At 44.9% G+C, this 18,447-nt stretch carries 15 protein-coding genes and 1 tRNA gene; 6 read left to right on the top strand and 10 right to left on the bottom strand.

Annotated features, from left to right (window positions below; translation table 11 throughout):
- Positions 1 to 114 precede the first annotated feature (114 nt).
- Both lysS and LKE40_14120 read right to left on the bottom strand, forming a co-directional pair.
- Positions 115 to 1,695 (bottom strand): lysine--tRNA ligase, encoded by a 1,581-nt coding sequence (lysS, locus tag LKE40_14125; protein MCH3918566.1) that lies wholly within the window; start codon positions 1,693 to 1,695, stop codon positions 115 to 117.
- A 90-nt stretch (positions 1,696 to 1,785) separates the two neighbouring features.
- Positions 1,786 to 2,838: a hypothetical protein gene (locus LKE40_14120; GenBank protein ID MCH3918565.1), complete on the bottom strand. Its 1,053-nt coding sequence runs from the start codon at positions 2,836 to 2,838 to the stop codon at positions 1,786 to 1,788.
- Between the two features lie 414 nt (positions 2,839 to 3,252).
- On the opposite strand from LKE40_14120, the gene LKE40_14115 reads away from it, so the two are divergent.
- A tRNA-Ile gene (locus LKE40_14115) sits at positions 3,253 to 3,326 on the top strand.
- Positions 3,327 to 3,788: 462 nt separating this feature from the next.
- Positions 3,789 to 3,953 (top strand): hypothetical protein, encoded by a 165-nt coding sequence (locus LKE40_14110; protein ID MCH3918564.1) that lies wholly within the window; start codon positions 3,789 to 3,791, stop codon positions 3,951 to 3,953.
- Between the two features lie 186 nt (positions 3,954 to 4,139).
- Here LKE40_14110 and LKE40_14105 read toward each other — a convergent pair whose 3' ends face one another.
- The 6 genes from LKE40_14105 to LKE40_14080 all read right to left on the bottom strand — a co-directional run bounded on the left by LKE40_14105 (position 4,140) and on the right by LKE40_14080 (position 11,800).
- Positions 4,140 to 5,867, bottom strand: a complete 1,728-nt coding sequence (locus LKE40_14105) for an ABC transporter ATP-binding protein/permease (protein ID MCH3918563.1) — start codon at positions 5,865 to 5,867, stop codon at positions 4,140 to 4,142.
- Positions 5,867 to 7,669, bottom strand: coding sequence for an ABC transporter ATP-binding protein/permease (locus tag LKE40_14100; protein ID MCH3918562.1), 1,803 nt, complete (start codon positions 7,667 to 7,669; stop codon positions 5,867 to 5,869). Before LKE40_14100 ends, LKE40_14105 begins: the two co-directional genes overlap by 1 nt.
- A 64-nt stretch (positions 7,670 to 7,733) precedes the next feature.
- On the bottom strand, positions 7,734 to 8,639 hold the full coding sequence (locus LKE40_14095; GenBank protein ID MCH3918561.1) for an AraC family transcriptional regulator: 906 nt from the start codon (positions 8,637 to 8,639) through the stop codon (positions 7,734 to 7,736).
- A 175-nt stretch (positions 8,640 to 8,814) separates the two neighbouring features.
- Positions 8,815 to 9,933 (bottom strand): aldo/keto reductase, encoded by a 1,119-nt coding sequence (locus LKE40_14090; GenBank protein MCH3918560.1) that lies wholly within the window; start codon positions 9,931 to 9,933, stop codon positions 8,815 to 8,817.
- A 120-nt stretch (positions 9,934 to 10,053) separates the two neighbouring features.
- Positions 10,054 to 11,283: an MFS transporter gene (locus tag LKE40_14085; GenBank protein MCH3918559.1), complete on the bottom strand. Its 1,230-nt coding sequence runs from the start codon at positions 11,281 to 11,283 to the stop codon at positions 10,054 to 10,056.
- On the bottom strand, positions 11,276 to 11,800 hold the full coding sequence (locus tag LKE40_14080) for a helix-turn-helix domain-containing protein (protein MCH3918558.1): 525 nt from the start codon (positions 11,798 to 11,800) through the stop codon (positions 11,276 to 11,278). The genes LKE40_14085 and LKE40_14080 overlap by 8 nt, the downstream gene beginning before the upstream one ends.
- 124 nt (positions 11,801 to 11,924) lie before the next feature.
- On the opposite strand from LKE40_14080, the gene LKE40_14075 reads away from it, so the two are divergent.
- From LKE40_14075 to pyk, 4 genes are all read left to right on the top strand, one after another.
- Positions 11,925 to 12,344: a C-GCAxxG-C-C family protein gene (locus LKE40_14075; protein MCH3918557.1), complete on the top strand. Its 420-nt coding sequence runs from the start codon at positions 11,925 to 11,927 to the stop codon at positions 12,342 to 12,344.
- Positions 12,345 to 12,428: 84 nt separating this feature from the next.
- Positions 12,429 to 13,295, top strand: coding sequence for an EamA family transporter (locus LKE40_14070; GenBank protein MCH3918556.1), 867 nt, complete (start codon positions 12,429 to 12,431; stop codon positions 13,293 to 13,295).
- On the top strand, positions 13,292 to 14,122 hold the full coding sequence (locus LKE40_14065) for an AraC family transcriptional regulator (GenBank protein MCH3918555.1): 831 nt from the start codon (positions 13,292 to 13,294) through the stop codon (positions 14,120 to 14,122). Before LKE40_14070 ends, LKE40_14065 begins: the two co-directional genes overlap by 4 nt.
- Positions 14,123 to 14,242: 120 nt before the next feature.
- The gene (gene pyk, locus LKE40_14060) at positions 14,243 to 15,691 is read left to right on the top strand and encodes a pyruvate kinase (protein ID MCH3918554.1); all 1,449 of its coding nucleotides are present in this window, start codon (positions 14,243 to 14,245) and stop codon (positions 15,689 to 15,691) included.
- On the opposite strand, the gene LKE40_14055 is transcribed toward pyk, so the two are convergent.
- Together LKE40_14055 and LKE40_14050 are read right to left on the bottom strand one after the other, a co-directional pair.
- Entirely contained in the window at positions 15,688 to 17,046 is a 1,359-nt protein-coding gene (locus tag LKE40_14055) for a GGDEF domain-containing protein (GenBank protein ID MCH3918553.1), read from the bottom strand. The genes pyk and LKE40_14055 overlap by 4 nt on opposite strands.
- Positions 17,047 to 17,259: 213 nt before the next feature.
- Entirely contained in the window at positions 17,260 to 18,447 is a 1,188-nt protein-coding gene (locus tag LKE40_14050) for an ATP-binding protein (GenBank protein ID MCH3918552.1), read from the bottom strand.

The raw sequence follows: 18,447 nt of genomic DNA, 5'->3' as shown, positions 1-18,447 counted from the left end.
ACTCCGTCATAATTATTTCAGAATATCTACAAGATACTTACAAAATAGCAAAAAGGCAAAAAAGGAAGAGATACCGAGGACCTCTTCCCTTTCATTTCCATCAAGCAAAAGAATTTAATATCTTGCAAGTATCGGCAGGATTTTCTCTTTACCGCAGGTCTGGATAAACGAAGCAAGCTTAGGGCCCCTTTCCTTGTGTATCAAGGCAAGATATACAATTCTGAAGAACGTAGCTGGTTCGAGACCGTTGTCAGTGGCACAGTCATATATCGCCTGGGTAAACTCCTTGTCATTGGCATAAGCATCCATCTTGTCCACCGTTGCCGCCAAAGATCTGATGGCAACACGTTCTGCATCAGACACATCTACAGGCTGGCTGTCAGCCGCAGCAAGGGAGAAACGGAAATCTTCCGGTGCAAAAGTAGTAATCCAATTCCAGGCACAGGAACATTTCCTGCGAAGTCTCTCAACCTGGCAATCCTTCAGATCTGGAAGTGAAGCAAATACTGAATCGATATTACCTTCATGTATCTGCAACAGGTTGCACAGATGTCTGAAAGGAATCTGATAGGAAGGTTCAGTAGGAATATCATGGACCTGGCTTAGTTCAAAGATCCTGTCATTCTTTGCTTTCTTTTTGTCATTGACTTTGGTCAGACCGAAATATATCCGTTCACAGTTGTCATAGTCCTCATAGATCTTGAGTACGTCAAGGTCAAAGGAAATGGCAAATTCCGCATTGGGCCGCGTACCGACGAACAGGTATCTGCATATTTCAGGTGTATAGATTTCAAGCACATCGTAGAGGCTGATCACGCCACCCTTTGAGGATGACATCTTGCCACCCCTACCCTTCACTGAGATGAAATCATATTGGAATGAAACCGGAGCTTTTCCACCGAAAAGTTCGACTACCCTTCTGCTGGTATCGAAGGAACCACCTTCACTATGATGGTCCTTTCCTGCAGGTTCAAAATCAACATCCTCACGAGCCCATCGCATCGGCCAATCAACTCTCCAAGGAAGTTTTGTATTGGGTGTAGTCCGAAGGTCAATCGTTTCTTCCTGATTTGTCTCATCATCACGGTAGGTAACCTTCCATTCTCCATCCCAGCCAAGTACAGTAGTCGTATCTTTGCCTGTAAAAGATGAAAAAATGGAAATCGGCCACCAGTCATCAGGTAACGGGGTGGTCCTGAACTCATTCAGTATCGTGCGGATTTCTTCCCTGTGTGACAGGGCCTTCCGTATGCCATCAGCATAGAGGCTGCTTCTATATCGTTCTGCCTGATAAAGGAACTCAGGCTTGACACCGACTTCCGGCAGTATTTTTTCTACATCCAGTTCATTTCCCCTGGCATAGTTTTCAGCCCTGCCGAGCGTATCAGGGACAAAAGTTATCGGCTTTCTCAGATAGCTCTGGAGCAATTCCTGTTCCGGCATATCCTTGGGGACCTTTCTAAATACATCATAGTCATCCCAGCTATAGATGAACCTTACCTTCTTCCCCTTGTCATGCAAAGCTCTGGCAACCAGTTCAACTGAAATAATTTCTCTGAAATTTCCGATATGTACGGTACCTGAAGGCGTAATGCCGCTCGCACAGGTATAACAATCCTTCTCACCCTTTTCACGGATAATCTTATCAGCGTAGATATCTGCCCAGTGTACAGATGCAATTTTCTTTTCACTCATAGCTGCTGATTATATACAAGTTGTATCTACGTTTCAACCGACAGGAAAGTCATCCGCTTCCAAAAGAAAAATCTTCTTTTCCGTTGGTATTCAGAATGCAAGCCTCAGCAGAAATTCTCCTGTGAGATGGGTGTCACTCCCACCTGCATAATCTGCATCGACAAGCAGATAAGCCATCTGATAACCAAGATCGATGAAATCATTGACGGAAACTGTCATCTGGATACCTGTCGAAGCAAGTATATTGTCAGTACAGGACACATCACTGTTCAGGTAATTGCCGCCCGCATATCCGACATCAAAGAAAATGACGACCCGGGGAAAAGCAAGCAAAGAAAAAGGCAAGGAATCAAATTCATAGGTACTGAATCTGATATCAAAATTGTTCACTGCAGTGAATTCTGTATTGTAGGAATAGGATGCATATCCTCGCACGTTGGACCCCAATGAAATATGCTTCTGGAAAGAAAGCGGAACCTTGTCACCCTTGGTATAGTCAAGCATGGCTCGGTCAACAAGAACTATCGAAAAAAGATTCTCCTTTCCTCTTGTCGTAGGAATATAAAACAGTGTCTTTGCACCTCTGGCTTCCGCATGGAAACTTACAAAAGATGATGCTTCATTAAGCAAACTGGGACCTGCACTGCCTTTCAATTCGATGCTGTACCCGTTCTGCACGAAACCTTTGTCATCCATACGGTCGTACAGGGCTCCCGCAAAAAGGGTCTGGGCAAGCTGCGTGGTGTCATTCAGATCTGGATAGACGGAAGAATCAGGCTGGAGGCCGGAAAGATGATAATCAAATTCACTGGTTGCCCCTGCATAGCAGGTCAAATCATCATTGAAGAATCCCTGCTTGGCCTTCAGTGTCAGATCAGCTCTAAGATATTCATTTTCAATACTGGAATCGGCAAGTCCTCCCCCTGAGCTATTCTGCCAGAGATCCCTGGAAATATACCCCAAGCCAAGCAATGCTTGAAAATCCGTCGTATTGCCTTTTATTGCAGTAAAGCCTTTGTAACCTCCTCCTGCATTGAGATACCATAAAGAACCGCTTCCAAATACAAAATGTACGTCGGATGCAGATACGGGAATGATTGTACAAAACATTGCAACCAGCAACATCGGAATGACTTTCTTCATGGGTATTCTCCTGGACCACATTCGGTCCTATTTCTACAGAATCAAGAAAACATAAACAGCAATATATGTGTAATAGTAGCATAGAACACCCTGTAAAGGAAGAATATTTTTGATCAGCTCTTCAGAATTCAAAGAAAATGAACATTTCTTATTGATTTATCGAAAGCATATCGTTGCAGTAAATACTCAAACTTTTCCTATATGTATCAGCTGCCTGTAGGTCAGCGTATGTCTAAGAATACAAGATAATATTCCATGCCAAGCTACAGAGTACATCCCGACATTTATACCTGATACAACAACTATGGCAATCATTACTGAAGCCAGTTGACACTTTTGCTGAAATAAGATACAAATACGGGCGTTGCGCGAGCAACAAACAATGGTCGGAGATAGGTGAAAATCCCTCCTGCCGGGCCCATAGCTCAGTTGGTTAGAGCATCGGACTCATAATCCGTGGGTCGTAGGTTCAAGTCCTACTGGGCCCAAACTTATAGAATAGTCCGATAAGGACTGCTGGTTATCTCTGGAGAATCAGACAAAAAACAAACAGGAAGCACTAGCTAGCTTCTTTTTTTATCAACTTTGTATCAAATGTCATATTCACAGATTATCATTTCTAATCCGTTGCCAGAGAATAAGCATACTATCGACATAAGGAAAATAAAATCATGTACTTACTTGGTCCACAATGGTTTGCTGGCACAGCCCAAGCACTGTACTTCAATATAAGTTTTGTCATTTGGCTTGCCGCAGAATTGCTTATAAAGACAACAACAAAGCATAATTGAAAAAAATCAACTAATGTCGATGACAAATCAATTTATACTGTCATAACTACAAATGCCATCAGCTGTTTCCTTCTCTTTTTCATACCTGGAATATTTCCCTTGCTGCTGGTCAAGGATTCATCGCTCAAAGCCGTTCTTTCTTGGATAGGCATAGCATGTATGGACATCGGAAGCCTACTCGGCCTTCTGGTCGTGATCGGCTTGGTCATCCTGGCTTATGGGCATTGTATCGCATTCGAGGAAAAAACCATGAAAAACCAGTTCGGCAATGCCTACGTTTCCTATTGCAAGGAAACAAGGATGCTTTTCCCCTTCTTCTTTTGACAGACAACACATGGTCTTCCGAATTCTTTGTTTAGCCAATGGTCATATCGCATCGTATACAATCAGCAGCAAGGTAACACCATATTATATACCGTTATAAGAATCTCTCTGACAAGTTCAAGAAAATCGGCCACGGTGTCGAAAAACCATGGCCGAAACAAAAATCAAGGAAAAGAAGTGATTGGATTACAAAGTCCAAGCTTCTGCACGTTGCTGCAAAGACAGCAAACGTGCATACAGTCCTTTGTGGTTCCGGAGAGCGGACGGTGTACCGTCTTCCACGACTTCACCATGTTCCAGGACTACAATATGATCAACATCCTCGACAGTCCGCAGCCTATGGGCAATCACCAGGACCGTCTTGTTTTTGATCAGGGTCGAAAGCGCTTTTTGAATCTGCGTTTCATTTTCTACATCAAGGGAAGCCGTCGCTTCATCAAGCAAAATAACAGGAGCATCCTTCAGAAGGGCACGGGCAATTGAAATGCGCTGGCGTTCTCCTCCTGACAAAGTTGCTCCGTTTTCTCCTATGACCGTATCGTATCTACTCAAAAACCGCTCAATGAACCCACACTCTGCCAGTGCTGCAGCACGCCGCACTTCCTTATCACTGGCATCCCGTCTACCGATCCTGATATTTTCCATGATTGTACCGTTGAACAGGACGACATCCTGGAAAACGATAGAGAAATGCCTGAGCAGCGCTTCAGGTTCTATTTGTGTCACCTTTTCACCACCGAGAGCAATCTCCCCTGACAAAGGATCCCAGAAACGGGCAGCAAGCTTTGCAGCCGTGCTCTTTCCGCTGCCTGAGGGACCGATCAATGCGGTCACTTCACCCTGTCGGGCTACAAAGGATACATCATCCAAGACTCTCTCATGATTATAGGCAAAAGTAACATGATTGAACACGATATCATATCCCTTCGGGCTACAGGTATCACGGCCTTTCTGGACTGGATGTTCTTCAAGTTCTTTAGTGCGCCGGATCTGCAGCTGTGCAGAGAACAATTCGGCAATCTGCATCATGACCGTCACCAAAGGATCATAGATCCTTGCTGCAACTATCAAGAAAATCAAATAAGTCATGAAGTCAACGGAACCATTGCCGAACAAGGTTGCTCCAGTCAGGATGACAAGCGCAAAACCAAACTTGAGGATGATGGTTGCAGAAGCAACCAACAGACCTCCTACGGTCTCGGCAATAAGGGATGCATGAACCGTTGCATTGAACTTTGTATCAAGACCGTCAAGATAGGCTTCTTCCCTGCCGCAGGATTTCAGGTCCTTTATACGTTCAAGACACTCTTGGATACCGTCTGCAGCCGCAAGTCCGGCTTTGATTTTTTTGTTTCCGAAATGATCCTGAAGACGTTTGCTGCCGATGACGACAGACAGTGAAACAGGAAGCGGGACAAACAGCGCCAGACTCATGCGCCAATCAAAGAGAAAGAGTAATATAGCAACGACAATGATTGAAACCACAGCGCCAAAAAGCTGGGGTACAGCATGGGAAAAAGTGTGCTCCAAAGCTGTGCAATCTCCCATCATCGTAGTAGTCAAGTCACTCAAATCTCGGTTCCCGAAAAACGAAAGGGGTAGTTTTCGTAGTTTCTCGGCAAGTGTAATCCGCCGTGTTGCACTTTCCTCATAAGCTGCCACATAGGTAGCTCCGTATTCTTTGTAATTAAAGAAATAAAGCAAAAACAGAATGGCTGTCTCTACCAAGAGAACCAAGGCCAGACTTAACTTTGGCATGGCAATACCGAGATATGGTGCCAGGAGCATCTGAATGACTCCGATTGAAAGCCCTGCAGGAAACATCAATGCCAAATTTGACAGCGTGTTCCATACAATTCCCTGATGCAAGGATCGGATTCCCGCATCACTGAGTGCAAATTGTTTCTGAAGCATCACGCATTCCTCCTGTCCACATGTATCTCTTCCTTGAGATTCCAGTCAGCAGCCTTCTTGTATGACTGCCACATCGAGGCATACCGTCCTGCCGCCGCAACCAGTTGGTCATGGGATCCATGTTCACAGATTTTTCCGTCGTCGACCACAAGGATCTCGTCCGCATGACGTACCGTAGTAAGGCGATGGGCAATCATGATGACAGTTTTTCCCTTTGTAAGCTTCTCAAAGGCTTTTTGAATCAGGTACTCGTTCTCAGGATCGGCAAAGGCCGTTGCCTCATCAAGGATGATAATCGGGGCATTCTTGAGTATGGCACGTGCAAGGATTACCCGCTGCTGCTCTCCACCGGAAAGATATATTCCTTTTTCACCGATTACAGTATCAAGACCGTCATGCAACCTCATGATAAGTTCATCACATTGTGCAGCATGGGCAGCAGCAATGACTTCCTGTAGATTAGCATTCGGACGGGAAAGTCGGATGTTGTCTGCAACCGATCCCTTGATTAGTCCTGAATCCTGAAAAACAAAGGAAAGTTGCTGCATCAAAGTCTCACTGGCAACTTGCTTGATATCTACGCCTCCGACAAGAACACTACCGGCATCGACATCCCAGAACCGGGGAATAAGAGAAGCAATGGTAGTCTTGCCGCCTCCTGAAGGCCCAACCAAAGCCAGGGTGCAACCCTCCTGAACAGAAAATGACACATCAGACAAAACTTTCTTTCCAGTTCCAGGATAAGAAAAACTGACGTGGTCAAAGACCACGGAGGCTCCTTGCGGGTTGATTGGTGCCTTGGGCTCAGGCAATGGCCGTTCGGCAAGCAACTCATCAATCCTGGCGATGGCTTCAGCAGTCATCATCTTATATGATGACATATACATGACCTTCATCAAGAAACCTGCACAGGCAGGTGTAAGGATAAGATAGAAAATCAAGCTAAGGACGGCCTGCAAGTCTGCACCGTTCCTTGCAAAAATTATCCCGCAAGGAATCAACAGATAAAAAGTCGCATTTACGGCAACATTGAAATACGTCATGGGTTTCTGCCAAGACAATGTATAGGCAATGACATAATCCTTATAATCCATGATTGCCTTATGAAAACTTTTGAAAGAACGGACAGTCTGGCCGAAGACCTTGACCACGGAGATACCGCGCACATACTCAACAGCCTCACGGTTCATGTCCTCAAGGGAATCCTGGTATTTCCGGAGAAACGTATTGGATTCAATTTTCATCATCCTTGCAAAGATTACAAAGCCGAACAACAAAGGAATCAGACTTGCGATACCAAGTCTCCAGTCAAAAAACAGAAGCAGAACCATCAAGGCAACAGGAGTAATGAAAGCTCCTATGCTATCAGGTATCTGATGAGCCAAAAACGTCTCTGTCTGCTGGGTATTCTCATCAATGATCTTACGCAACCGTCCACTGGTAGTACCAGTATAGAAACCCATAGGCAAACAGACGATATGGTGCATGACTTGACTTCTCATATTTCTTGCCGTACAAAAAGCAGCATAATGAGAAAAAAGTAAGCCAAATCCATACATCAAGAAACCGCTTCCTGCCGCAACGACTGCATAGATACCATAGGTCTGAAGCAATGCTGTATCAAGAACGCCGGTGGAAAAGGACTGCAGAACTTGTTCCACGACAAGATAAACACATACGAACGGGACTAGATTCAGCAAGGCACTGACGGCAGAAAATACCATCGAAACAAGTACCAACGGAGCCTGGTGCCCCGCAAACTGCAACAATCGGGAAATGCCGTTTTTTTCCTGTTTCTGCATGTACAACCTCCTTGCAGTATTGTTAATAGTTGCTAACAATAATACATGGCAGGTTTTTCCTTTTCTACTCCAAATGGCCTTTTTGCTGATCTGAACGGTTATTTCTATATTGTGTTGGAGATACTCCCATCAAAGCCTTGAAAGCAGCGGCAAACTTGCTTGGGTTTTCATAGCCGACAAGACCAGCAATCATCATAATGCTATTGTCACTCTGGCGCAGTAGCCGAGCTGCCTCCTGCATCCGCAGGACTTTGTGATAAGTCGCAACAGGACACCCATACACACCTTTGAACCTTTTCTTCAAAGTAGACATTCCGATACCAAATCGGTCGCATAGTTCACATACAGGCACCTTGCGTTCGTGTTCGGCAACCAAGAAAGCTTCAACAGCGCGAATAGTCTCCAGTTGCCTGGAAGAAATATTTGGCTTCTGCGGCTGCTCCCTGCTATTCTCGTTTATGGCTCGGGAAACATATAGAAACAATTCCAGCAACTTCAGTATGAACAGGCTTCTGTATTTGACGGGAGAATGCAGATAAAGGTCTGAAAAAATATGCTGCACCTCAGCAACCGCATGTATCTGCAGACAGGCAGCTTCTTCCCTGAACCGCCGTGCAAGCAAAGGAATATCAACAGTAATTTCGGAAGGGAAACGCTCCATGCTCCGTGCGGCTTCCCGGGGATGTATCACCAGGCAGATTCCTTTGTACCTGCCCAACGGAAAACGTGATGAAGAAATCCTATGTGACAAGGAATTGACGGCAAGGTCCCCTTCTCCCATATGAAGAATGCTACCATCATCGAACGTACAGGAAAAAGAACCTTCGACACAATGATTGATCTCCATCAAGTCGGTATCACAACCCGATCCATGCATGGGAACGTCAGTAGCAAAATCATTGTATATCAGGTCTATTCCATCCAGGATACGGTAACGTTCCATACGTCCTGTTCCATCAACAAGGCGCATTGCATAACTTGAACATATAGAATTACCGTACAAGTCCTCGAAAAAGAATGAATACAATTCTTGGAATGAATAAGCATGTCGGATATCTTTCATTTGTTAGCAATGTATAACAAAACAAGGTAGACTGTCAACCTCCCTCCCTGGACCTCATATATCCCGGGCACTTGCATCAAAGCTACTCAAACAGGACTGTGGCCTTCTTCAGTTCCTCGATGATAGGTATATGCTGTGGACAAACTGATTCACACTGCCCGCAGGCAATGCAGGAAGACGCCTTGCTACCTTTCCTTGTTGCCCAGCTGTATGAACCTTTGGCTCCCTTGAGGTTATCAAAGACCATGAAATTATTCATAGCTGAGAAAATCCCAGGAATATCAATGCCCTGAGGACACCCTTCCCTGCAATAACGGCAATCAGTACAAGGAACTTTCGGCACTTTATCCAGGATATTCCTTACTTGTTCAATAGTCTCCCGTTCAGAGGCATCAAGGGATTTGAAATGCTCAAAGGTTGCAACATTATCCTTTACTTGATCAAGCGTTGACATTCCACTCAATACCGTAATCAGCCCCTCAAGGGAAGCTACGTAACGAAGTGCCCACGAAGCAACGGATGCCTCCGGCTCTGTTTTTCTGAAAACCGAAGCAGCTTTCGGCGGCAAATCAGCCAATGAACCACCCTTGACCGGTTCCATGATAACTACAGGCTTCCCATGCTTCCTTGCTACATCATAGCACTTGTGGGATTGGACAGAATCACTTCCCCAATCGGCATAGTTGATCTGCAATTGAACGAATTCCACCTCCGGATGGGCAATCAGTAGTGCATCAAGGACATCTGCCTTGTCATGGAAAGAAAATCCGACATGTCTTATCAGCCCCTTCCGTTTCTGTTCCTGTACAAAATCCCAAATGCCAAACCTGTCAAAATATTCAGTGCGTTCATCACCAAGGTTATGAAGCAGATAAAAATCAAAATAGCCGGCACCGGTCCTTTTCAAGGATGTAAAGAACATATTCCGGGCTTCTTCGGTGGTAGAGGCACCTTCCCATGCAGGCAGTTTGGTTGCAAGCTGGAATTTTTCCCGAGGATAGCGGTCAACCAGTGCAATTTTGATTGCTTCTTCTGACTTGCCCCCCAAATAACCATAAGCCGTGTCAAAATAAGTAAAACCCTTTCCAAGGAAGAGATCGACCATTTCTTTCGTCTGTTCTATATCGACATCCGTTCCTTTCATCGGAAGACGCATGAATCCGAATCCAAGTTTCCTGATTCCTTCACCCAAATATGCCATCGAACAGTTACCTCCTCAAAGCAATCCTTGTTTTATGATTACCGAATAAGACAGAATTGTCAAATGACAATGCAAAAGACCTTAAAAAAACAGGCACCAGCTCTCTTTGCGAGGGAACCATTACTTTACAATACCTGAACAAGATTTGTCTTGTTGCTCCGATGCTACCCTGATGAACGGTATGGCACCGGCAACCAGGGAAAAGCAACATATCAAGGAAACAGATATCCACAAAGTGACAATCGTACCATGATGCAGTATTGCCATGGCAAACAGATTGGATAGCACGGCACCGAACTGAAGTGCAAAGGAATTGAGACTCAATGACGAAGAACGGACAGCATCATCAAGGCTTCCATTGAACAGGCATCCGCCGACAACGGAAGCAACGCCAAGGTTGAAGTAGATAAGTACATAGGGAATGCAAAAAATGAACAGTGTCTTCGTATAGGGTAAGGACAGTTCAAGCAGAAAGGCAATACCGAAACTCAGAAGCAACAGTTGTGGTAGCCTGCCATAACGTTGGAAGAATTTGCCAGCAACGGAACCGATGACACTTACAAGAAAGATGGAAGCACCTATGACTCCCAAGATCCAATACTCAGAGGAGGCAGACAGCAAAGACTTCAGATATGGCTGCCAGTAGCTTTCAAGTGAGGCCAGCTGAAATCCAAGCAGCAAGGTAAAAAACAGATACCACACCATAATGCCATTGGTATGCATCTTGGCTGTTACCAACCTTGCCTGTGCCGAAAAGCCTACATACTCTTTCGACCCTCCCCTGTCCTTTCGAACCCAGAACCGGAGCAAAAGCAAACAGACTGAAAGCAGGAAAACCCTTACACCGAGAAGTACATCAGTAAGGTGAGGGCCGTCTTTCCCCACTGCTAGGAGCAAACCACCGGCCAAGGCTCCTATGCCAAGAGCTGCATCAGAGATGATTTCAGTCCACATGACGACATGTCCCATGCTTCCTCCACCATGCAGATAATCCTCGATGACCAAAGCATCCAGACTTCCGCTTGAAAAAGCTCGTCCGAATCCTCCCAGTGCAAATCCGACACAAAGCAACCAGAATGATGGTGAAAACAAGCAAGCAGTGCTGACAATAGCAAACACCAATCCCAAACCATAGCTGGAACGGCGACCTTTTGCATCACAGAAAATGCCACTGGGAACTTCAAGGAGTATTGTAGTCACGGAATAGCAGAGCATTGCTGAACTCAGCTGAAGGAGAGAGAATCCCTTGCTTGTTATGACAAGGCTCAACGCAGGGATGGTAATCCCTGTGCAAAAATATCCCAATCCAATGACAGCAAGCTGTCTGGCAAAGGATTTCGTCTCATTCACGATAGGCTACCAAAGAATAGACAAATGGCAAACTTTCTTCTTTCTTTGTCTCATGGGAACTAATATATGTCCTGATCAATTCATAAAGCTCATCGGCTTCACTCTGCGTCAGATGGAGCACGCCAGTCAGCATATCCCCTTCAAAGCTGGAAGATTGGCCTTTCTTTGCATTGTGTATTTTCCTGAAGAATCCCTCTTGAACATCTCTGAGCAAATCCTGTGCCAGGATTTCCCGATCTTCGGAAAAATCACTACCAAGGCTGACTGTCACCGGTGCATTACGGAAAAAGGTTGCCGTAATACCGTGAATCTGCTGAGTATGGTCGACTTCGACAACTCCGATCGATTCCAACCTGAGAAGATGGTGCTTGGCACTGGAACTTGTAATTGACAGAGTATCTGCAACCATCTTTGCCGTCATCGGCCCTTTGATGGAAAGAAGCCTGAGAATCTTCTGCCGCAACGGCTGCATGTAAATCCGCAGCTGTGCATCTGTAGTCAATGTAATTGTTTTCATAACAAATAATATAACATAATAATAATTGTTACGTCAATATATTTGTCATATCAGCAAATCCAGCCAGTCGCTTCCCTTGATCCATATCATACCTTATACTGTTCCACCAAGGAGATGGAACACAATGACGGACATACAGATAATTGAAAGACAAGTCCATACCTATTATTGGGACAAAGACATCAACTGTGCGCGCTGTACGCTGCTGATACTCGGCACGCTTTTCAAAGAGCCGATGGAACAACAGACATTGCAGGCCGCAATCGGCATGCACGGGGCAGGAGGAGCAGGAGCCCAATGCGGGCTTGTCGAAGGTTCCCTTATGTTTATCGGTATCCATTTTGCAAGAAAAGGCATGGATGATGCTGCAATCAGCACAATCTGCAGACAATTTGCACAGGCTTTCTGCAAGGAATTTTCGTCCCTTGCATGCAGCAGTCTGCGGCCTGGCGGCTTCAAGGCAGATGACCCACCGCACCTGTGCGAGCATCTGACCGTCAGAGCAATCAGCTTTGCCTATGGATTCATCCGTTCCATGACGTAAAAGGAAAAAAGCAGAGCCATACTGAAAGACAATTGTTCACTATGTTAAAATACAGAAGGCCCTTTTAACTGTATACTCCCGTACATGAAAAAAAACAGACTACTTCTCATTGCCTGTATGCTGCTTTGGGGCAGCATAGGCCTCTTCTCTCGGCTGATACCTCTTGATCCATTTGAACTTGCTTTCTACAGGGCAGTCCTGGCTTTGCCACTTCTGTGGTTTATCATGCTCTGTACAAAACAACATAAGGAAATCTTCAAGCAAAAAGCCAGCAGACTATACGTCATCAGCGGCACGCTCATCGGCCTTGCATGGGCAGCTCTTTTCATAGGATACAGATACACCACGGTCTCTACGGCAATACTCATCTACAATCTTTGCCCGGTCTATGTGCTCATAGCCTCTCCTTTCATTCTTCATGAAAAAGCAGACCGTCTGCAGATCCTGACAGTCATTTTCTGTTTCCTCGGACTCATGCTTCTCATCGGGGCACACAATACTCTTGGCATCGGCATAATCGGAGCAGGAGTATCCGGTCTGCTGTATGCAGCAATCGTCCTGCTCAACCGAAAGATAAGTACTGAAGATACCAACCTCACGACATTGCAGGGAACTTTCCTGCAGTTCATCGGTGCAGCTGTAATACTCCTGCCTTATCAGATAGCAACAGGTTCCCTGAAACACGTTCTTGCACTTGGCAATATTCAGTTCCTGATGCTTCTGATCCTCGGTTTCGTCCATACAGGTCTTGCATATTTCCTGTATTTCTCAAGTTACCGAAAGCTTGAAGCCATTGAAATTGTCTCACTCAGCTATCTTGAACCTCTTTCCGGTATTTTCTTCGGTATTGTCATCCTCAAGGAACCATCCTCCCTCTTGCAACTTGCAGGTGGTCTGCTTATCCTAGGACCGACATTCTATTATGAACGGAGGATGATAAGACAGGGATGAAACCGCAACGGTATATATACCACGATGATGAACTTGGTATTGATGCCTATAGGCTCAAGGGTATCCTGCAGGATTTCCCGACGCATATCCATGATTTCCATGTCATCGGCTTCATTGAAAAAGGAGCCGAAAAAACAGTCTGCAGACACAGGACATACTTAACAGGCTCCCAAAGCATAGTCCTGTTCAATGCAGGGGAACCGCACACCTGCAATTCCTTGGACAATACACCCCTGGACTATCGGGCCATAACCCTTTCAAGACAGATAATGCTGAAATACAGCAAAGATATCTATCCCGAAGGAATTCCTTCTGCCTATTTCACTGCTCCCGTAATAAATGACCAAGAACTGTACCAAACGCTTTCTCAGCTTTTTGATCTCATCAAAGCTGGAGCAGGGACAAGGCTCCAGAAACAGGAATTGCTTTACCAGATTCTGGAACAGGTACTGGAACAGAAAGAAAACAAACAAAAGCAACAAGCTGTAGCCACTGATGCAATAGCCACGATCACAACCTACATTGCAGCACATTGGACAGAAAATCTCAGCATTGAGGAGTTGGCTGGGCTCGTAGGCTGCTCCAAATCATACCTGAGCAGGCAGTTCACAAGGAAAATAGGAATTTCTCCTTATCGATACTTGCTTTCCATCAGGTTGGAACATGCAGAGAAAATGCTTCAGCAAGGCTGCGCTCCCGTCGAAACAGCCCTGCAATGTGGATTTTCAGACCAAAGTCATTTCATTACGACCTTCAAACGGTTCACCGGTTTTACACCCAGGTACTATACCTGCATGTTCAGTGAAAATGGAACAGTTGCCAAATAGATTGCAACAGACCTTACAGTTCTCCCCTGGAAACAAAACGAACAAAAAATATCGTAAGCACCTTGCGTTGTCAGGGCAACCCAGATACGATTAAGGCAAAGGGGTAAAGGAAAATTTGAAATGGATGAAATGTATACAAAAATCGTGGCAACCCTTGGACCAGCCACCAACGACTACCAGACAATCAAGGCCGTCATTGAAGCAGGAGCCCGTGCTCTGAGACTTAATTTCAGTCATGGCACTCGGGATGAACAGCAACAGCGACTTGACATGGTAAGAAAAGCTGCTGGAGAATTACAGATACAGGTAACAGTTTTTCAAGATCTTCAGGGACCAAAGATAAGAATCGGGCAACTCTCACAACCATCCTTTATGCTTGAAAAAGGAAATACCATTACGGTCACAACGGAGCCATTCCTAGGTACCGATCAGCGTATCAGCATTGACTATCCCTATCTCCATGAAGAAATCTCCTGTGGCAGCAGGATACTTATCGACGATGGCCTGCTTGAATTATCAGTGCAGCAGGTCAGCGGGAAAGATATCATATGCAAGATTATCGAAGGAGGAGAACTGAAGCCCAGGAAAGGTGTAAATCCGGTCGGCGTGCCCTTGTCCCACCTATCATCCTTCACGGAAAAAGATATCAGAGACTTGGACTTCGCCTTTGACAATGACCTTGACTATGTTGCCCTGTCCTTTGTCAGGAAAGCGGATGATGTCAAAGCTCTGAAAGCCTACATGCTCAGCAAATACGGGAAGGTAATTCCTATCATTGCAAAGATTGAGAAACCTGAAGCAGTAAAGGATATCCACGAGATAATCAAGGAAGCCGGTGCCATCATGGTAGCCAGAGGTGACTTGGGTGTGGAAATGCAGCTTGAAGAGGTACCGATTGCCCAAAAAGAAATCATACATGCATGTCTTGAGGGAGGTTTGCCGGTAATTACGGCCACCCAGATGTTGGATTCCATGATCGAAAATCCCCGGCCCACAAGAGCGGAAGCTGCCGATGTGGCAAATGCGGTCCTTGATGGTACAAGCGCAGTGATGCTCAGCGGAGAAACTGCTGCGGGAGCATTTCCTATCAGAGCTGTCCAGATCATGCACAGGATAACCTGCAGGACAGAACAAAGCGATGAATTCTATCGGGCGGTCATCGGCCAGAACGCCAACAGGGAATACATAGACCTGCGTTTGAAAAGGACAACGACCGAAGCTGTAGGACTTGCAACAAGGGAACTTGCAATGGCACTGCATGCCTCGTACATTGCCTGCTTTACCCAGTCCGGCAGTACGGCCAGACGAATCATCAAGTTTCGCCCAGGCATACCTATAATTGCCTTTACACCTGTGGTCCAGACTGCCAGGAAACTGGCTTTGGCTTGGGGCGTCACGCCTGTCCTCATAGCAGATGACCTGAAGACAGTCGATGACTTGCTCGCTTTTGCTCCGGCTTATCTAAAGGAACATGCCATGGTCACAGCAGGTCAGAAAGTAGTAGTAACAGCGGGAGTGCCTGTGGGATACCCAGGTATGACAAACATGATCAAAGTCGTTGAAATCTAAGAAATGTCAAAGACTGAAACCTTGTTGCGGCCAGCATTCTTGACAATGTACAAAGCCTTGTCTGCGGCTTCAACAAGGTCATTCTCATTGTCAACATCAAATTCAGGGAAAGATACGGCACCTACGCTGATGGAAACTTCTATTGCCTGTTCACCATAAGAGATTCTCCTCTCGTCAACCTGACGGCGGATATTTTCGGCCAATACCCCGCTGTCCATCCTGGATGCACCAAGAAGAATTACCATGAATTCATCACCGCCCAAGCGGACAACGATATCACCTTCCCTCAGCTGACTTCTGATTGAGGTAACGATACTTCTCAATACCCGGTCTCCCACTGAATGCCCATAGACATCATTGATCTGCTTGAACTTGTCCACATCAATCATCAGAAGGCCCAATGCACTTTCCTGTTTTGCCGCACGGTTGAATTCCTCATGCAGACGGGCATAGCCGAACCTGCGGTTATATGCACTTGTCAATGGATCGACCGCGGCAAGCTTCTGTACCTGGTCATGGGTCATCGCATTGTGCAGGGCAAGGGCAAGGCTCTTTGCAAAGACATCAAGATTAGCAAACAACTCACCTTTGAAACAGCCTGAAGTAGCCAAAAGGATAACTCCAAGAGGAAGCTGCTTATAAATTATCGGTCGGACCATTACCTGATGAGGCCTGAAGGAAGTCACTACCCCATCCAGTTCAATGTCACTAGGAATATCGATGAGCCTATCTTTCATAGTCCTGAGAGTATCCAACACCAGGGGATTATCCTGCAATCGGTCAGTTCCAGTAAGACCAGATGCACAATGGACAGTCAGCTCACCTTCTTCATCCACCAATATGGCACCCCCCTGGGCGTCGAGCATGTCAATCAGGCGCAACAAAGCACTTCGACACAATCCTGTCGTTTCCAAGTGGCTAGTCAACATCTGGGTATAGTTCCTGATGCTAATCTCTGCATTCATGGTATCGGCCAGCGTATCAACAAGGTTATTGAATGCGAGGGAACTGGCACCTATGGCATCCTCGGAATCCACAGGTATATGACATTTGAGAGGAGAACAGTCAAAGTTTTCCTTGTGCTCAAGACTTTTGAGATGTCCGCTTATGTCCTTCATATGAGACGCCAGGACATTCAGACGTTGACCGACTACACGCTTTGCCAGCAATATATTGACGAATCCGACACAAAGGCCTGCAATCATGCAGACAGTAAAGAACCACCATGTCATGACAATGGAATCGGAAATGCCAAGCAATCTCATGAAAAAGGGAAACAGTATCCCCACCAAAATACCAAACCCCATCATCCAGATGGCAAGATCAGAAAATACCCGTTTCGTAAGTCTCATCATGTATAGAAATCTCCGTCGATTAAACTAGACGAATTTTCAGTCATATGTCAAGACAATCAAGCAAAAGTAGTTACAACTTCACCAAATAAATATATCCATGTGTTGATTATAGTTAGTGTATTAATTTGTACACATAGTGACACAGAAAAACCAACATGGTATATATTGATAGCACAGTTACGCTTAAACTTCGAATAATAATTGGGGAAATGATTACTCATCTGAAAACTCTTTCTCGAAAATAGTACTATCAATTTTATTAATCGTAATGTGACTTTTCATTCTATATTGGTAAAGGATATCAAGATATTCAATGGCTGCTCTAATTTTGGAACGAAGTAGATAACCGCCCGCAGATACCTTGTCATAAAAATCATTCATATCAACTTCGGTATGCCAATCATAACTTTTAAAATGGAACAGGACAATCTTGGAGAGTATAGAGCGCATTTCATCTTCAGTCAAAGGACTCAACTGATCAGCCTCTTTAATTTTTTCGATTACCTTAAGATAAACTTCTGGCGTCTCAGAGAAATACTTATCAATGACCGCATTGTCCTTTTTCCCCTCAATGACATCTTCAACATATGAAGAACTTATCGCAAACAGTGTATATACGGATTCCAAACTGTCTGCAGGAAAAAGGAAGCGTCCCATATTGCGATAAGCATCCATTCGTGTTTTGTTACCAAGACGCCCAAGCAATTCAGTTTCATCAAAGAGTATCACCCATCCATCATAACCAAGGTTCTTGAATAAGTTGCTCATTAAGTAATAATAATCTTGGTAATGTCGTGATTTGACAAAATTAACCTTAAACTTTGCTCTTTGGTTAAATACTCGAAAATAAATCGACTTAACCATTGTGTTTGGTATAAAATCACCTTCCAAATCAGACTGAAGCAAAGCCTTTTCATCCATATCATTGGTATGAATATAGTCTTTCAAAAGGAAAAACAACCTGTCAGTATCAAGCCGTTCAAGACAATAAAGTAACATATTTGAGGAAATATTGGAATTTAGAGTCAGCTTTTCCTGGAATACATGAATAAATCCAGGTTGCTTTTTGCCGGGCAAATAAGTATTCGCCATCAACTTTCTATAGATATCGTAAAGTTTATTGAAAGGAGTTTCCTTGCTCAGGGAAATCATGGATACTACCATATTGTTGTCATGTGCGTAGTTAAAAATTGTATTGAGCAAATGGGTTTTCCCTTCACCATATTTTCCGCTGATAATCTTGCCTGAAGATTGCCCCGTTTTTCCAACCATAGTGATATCATGTTCAATATCTGCTAAAACCCTTGGCCTTGCCTGAGCAAAATATTTACCTACAGCTCTGGAGGGAATACCCGATCGAAGTGCTTCTATAATCGTCCTTGCTTCAAAATCAAAGTCCAT

The organism is Spirochaetia bacterium (assembly GCA_022482625.1).
Lineage (GTDB): Bacteria > Spirochaetota > Spirochaetia > Sphaerochaetales > Sphaerochaetaceae > Pleomorphochaeta.
This window is presented reverse-complemented; position numbering and strand designations above follow the sequence as displayed.

Excerpts from the sequence above, each read along its gene's own strand:
- lysS (MCH3918566.1), bottom strand. The coding sequence starts at position 1,695 with ATGAGTGAAAAGAAAATTGCATCTGTACACTGGGCAGATATCTACGCT.
- LKE40_14120 (MCH3918565.1), bottom strand. The coding sequence starts at position 2,838 with ATGAAGAAAGTCATTCCGATGTTGCTGGTTGCAATGTTTTGTACAATC.
- LKE40_14110 (MCH3918564.1), top strand. The coding sequence starts at position 3,789 with ATGGACATCGGAAGCCTACTCGGCCTTCTGGTCGTGATCGGCTTGGTC.
- LKE40_14105 (MCH3918563.1), bottom strand. The coding sequence starts at position 5,867 with ATGCTTCAGAAACAATTTGCACTCAGTGATGCGGGAATCCGATCCTTG.
- LKE40_14100 (MCH3918562.1), bottom strand. The coding sequence starts at position 7,669 with ATGCAGAAACAGGAAAAAAACGGCATTTCCCGATTGTTGCAGTTTGCG.
- LKE40_14095 (MCH3918561.1), bottom strand. The coding sequence starts at position 8,639 with ATGCGCCTTGTTGATGGAACAGGACGTATGGAACGTTACCGTATCCTG.
- LKE40_14090 (MCH3918560.1), bottom strand. The coding sequence starts at position 9,933 with ATGGCATATTTGGGTGAAGGAATCAGGAAACTTGGATTCGGATTCATG.
- LKE40_14080 (MCH3918558.1), bottom strand. The coding sequence starts at position 11,800 with ATGAAAACAATTACATTGACTACAGATGCACAGCTGCGGATTTACATG.
- LKE40_14075 (MCH3918557.1), top strand. The coding sequence starts at position 11,925 with ATGACGGACATACAGATAATTGAAAGACAAGTCCATACCTATTATTGG.
- LKE40_14070 (MCH3918556.1), top strand. The coding sequence starts at position 12,429 with ATGAAAAAAAACAGACTACTTCTCATTGCCTGTATGCTGCTTTGGGGC.
- LKE40_14065 (MCH3918555.1), top strand. The coding sequence starts at position 13,292 with ATGAAACCGCAACGGTATATATACCACGATGATGAACTTGGTATTGAT.
- pyk (MCH3918554.1), top strand. The coding sequence starts at position 14,243 with ATGGATGAAATGTATACAAAAATCGTGGCAACCCTTGGACCAGCCACC.
- LKE40_14055 (MCH3918553.1), bottom strand. The coding sequence starts at position 17,046 with ATGATGAGACTTACGAAACGGGTATTTTCTGATCTTGCCATCTGGATG.
- LKE40_14050 (MCH3918552.1), bottom strand. The coding sequence starts at position 18,447 with ATGGACTTTGATTTTGAAGCAAGGACGATTATAGAAGCACTTCGATCG.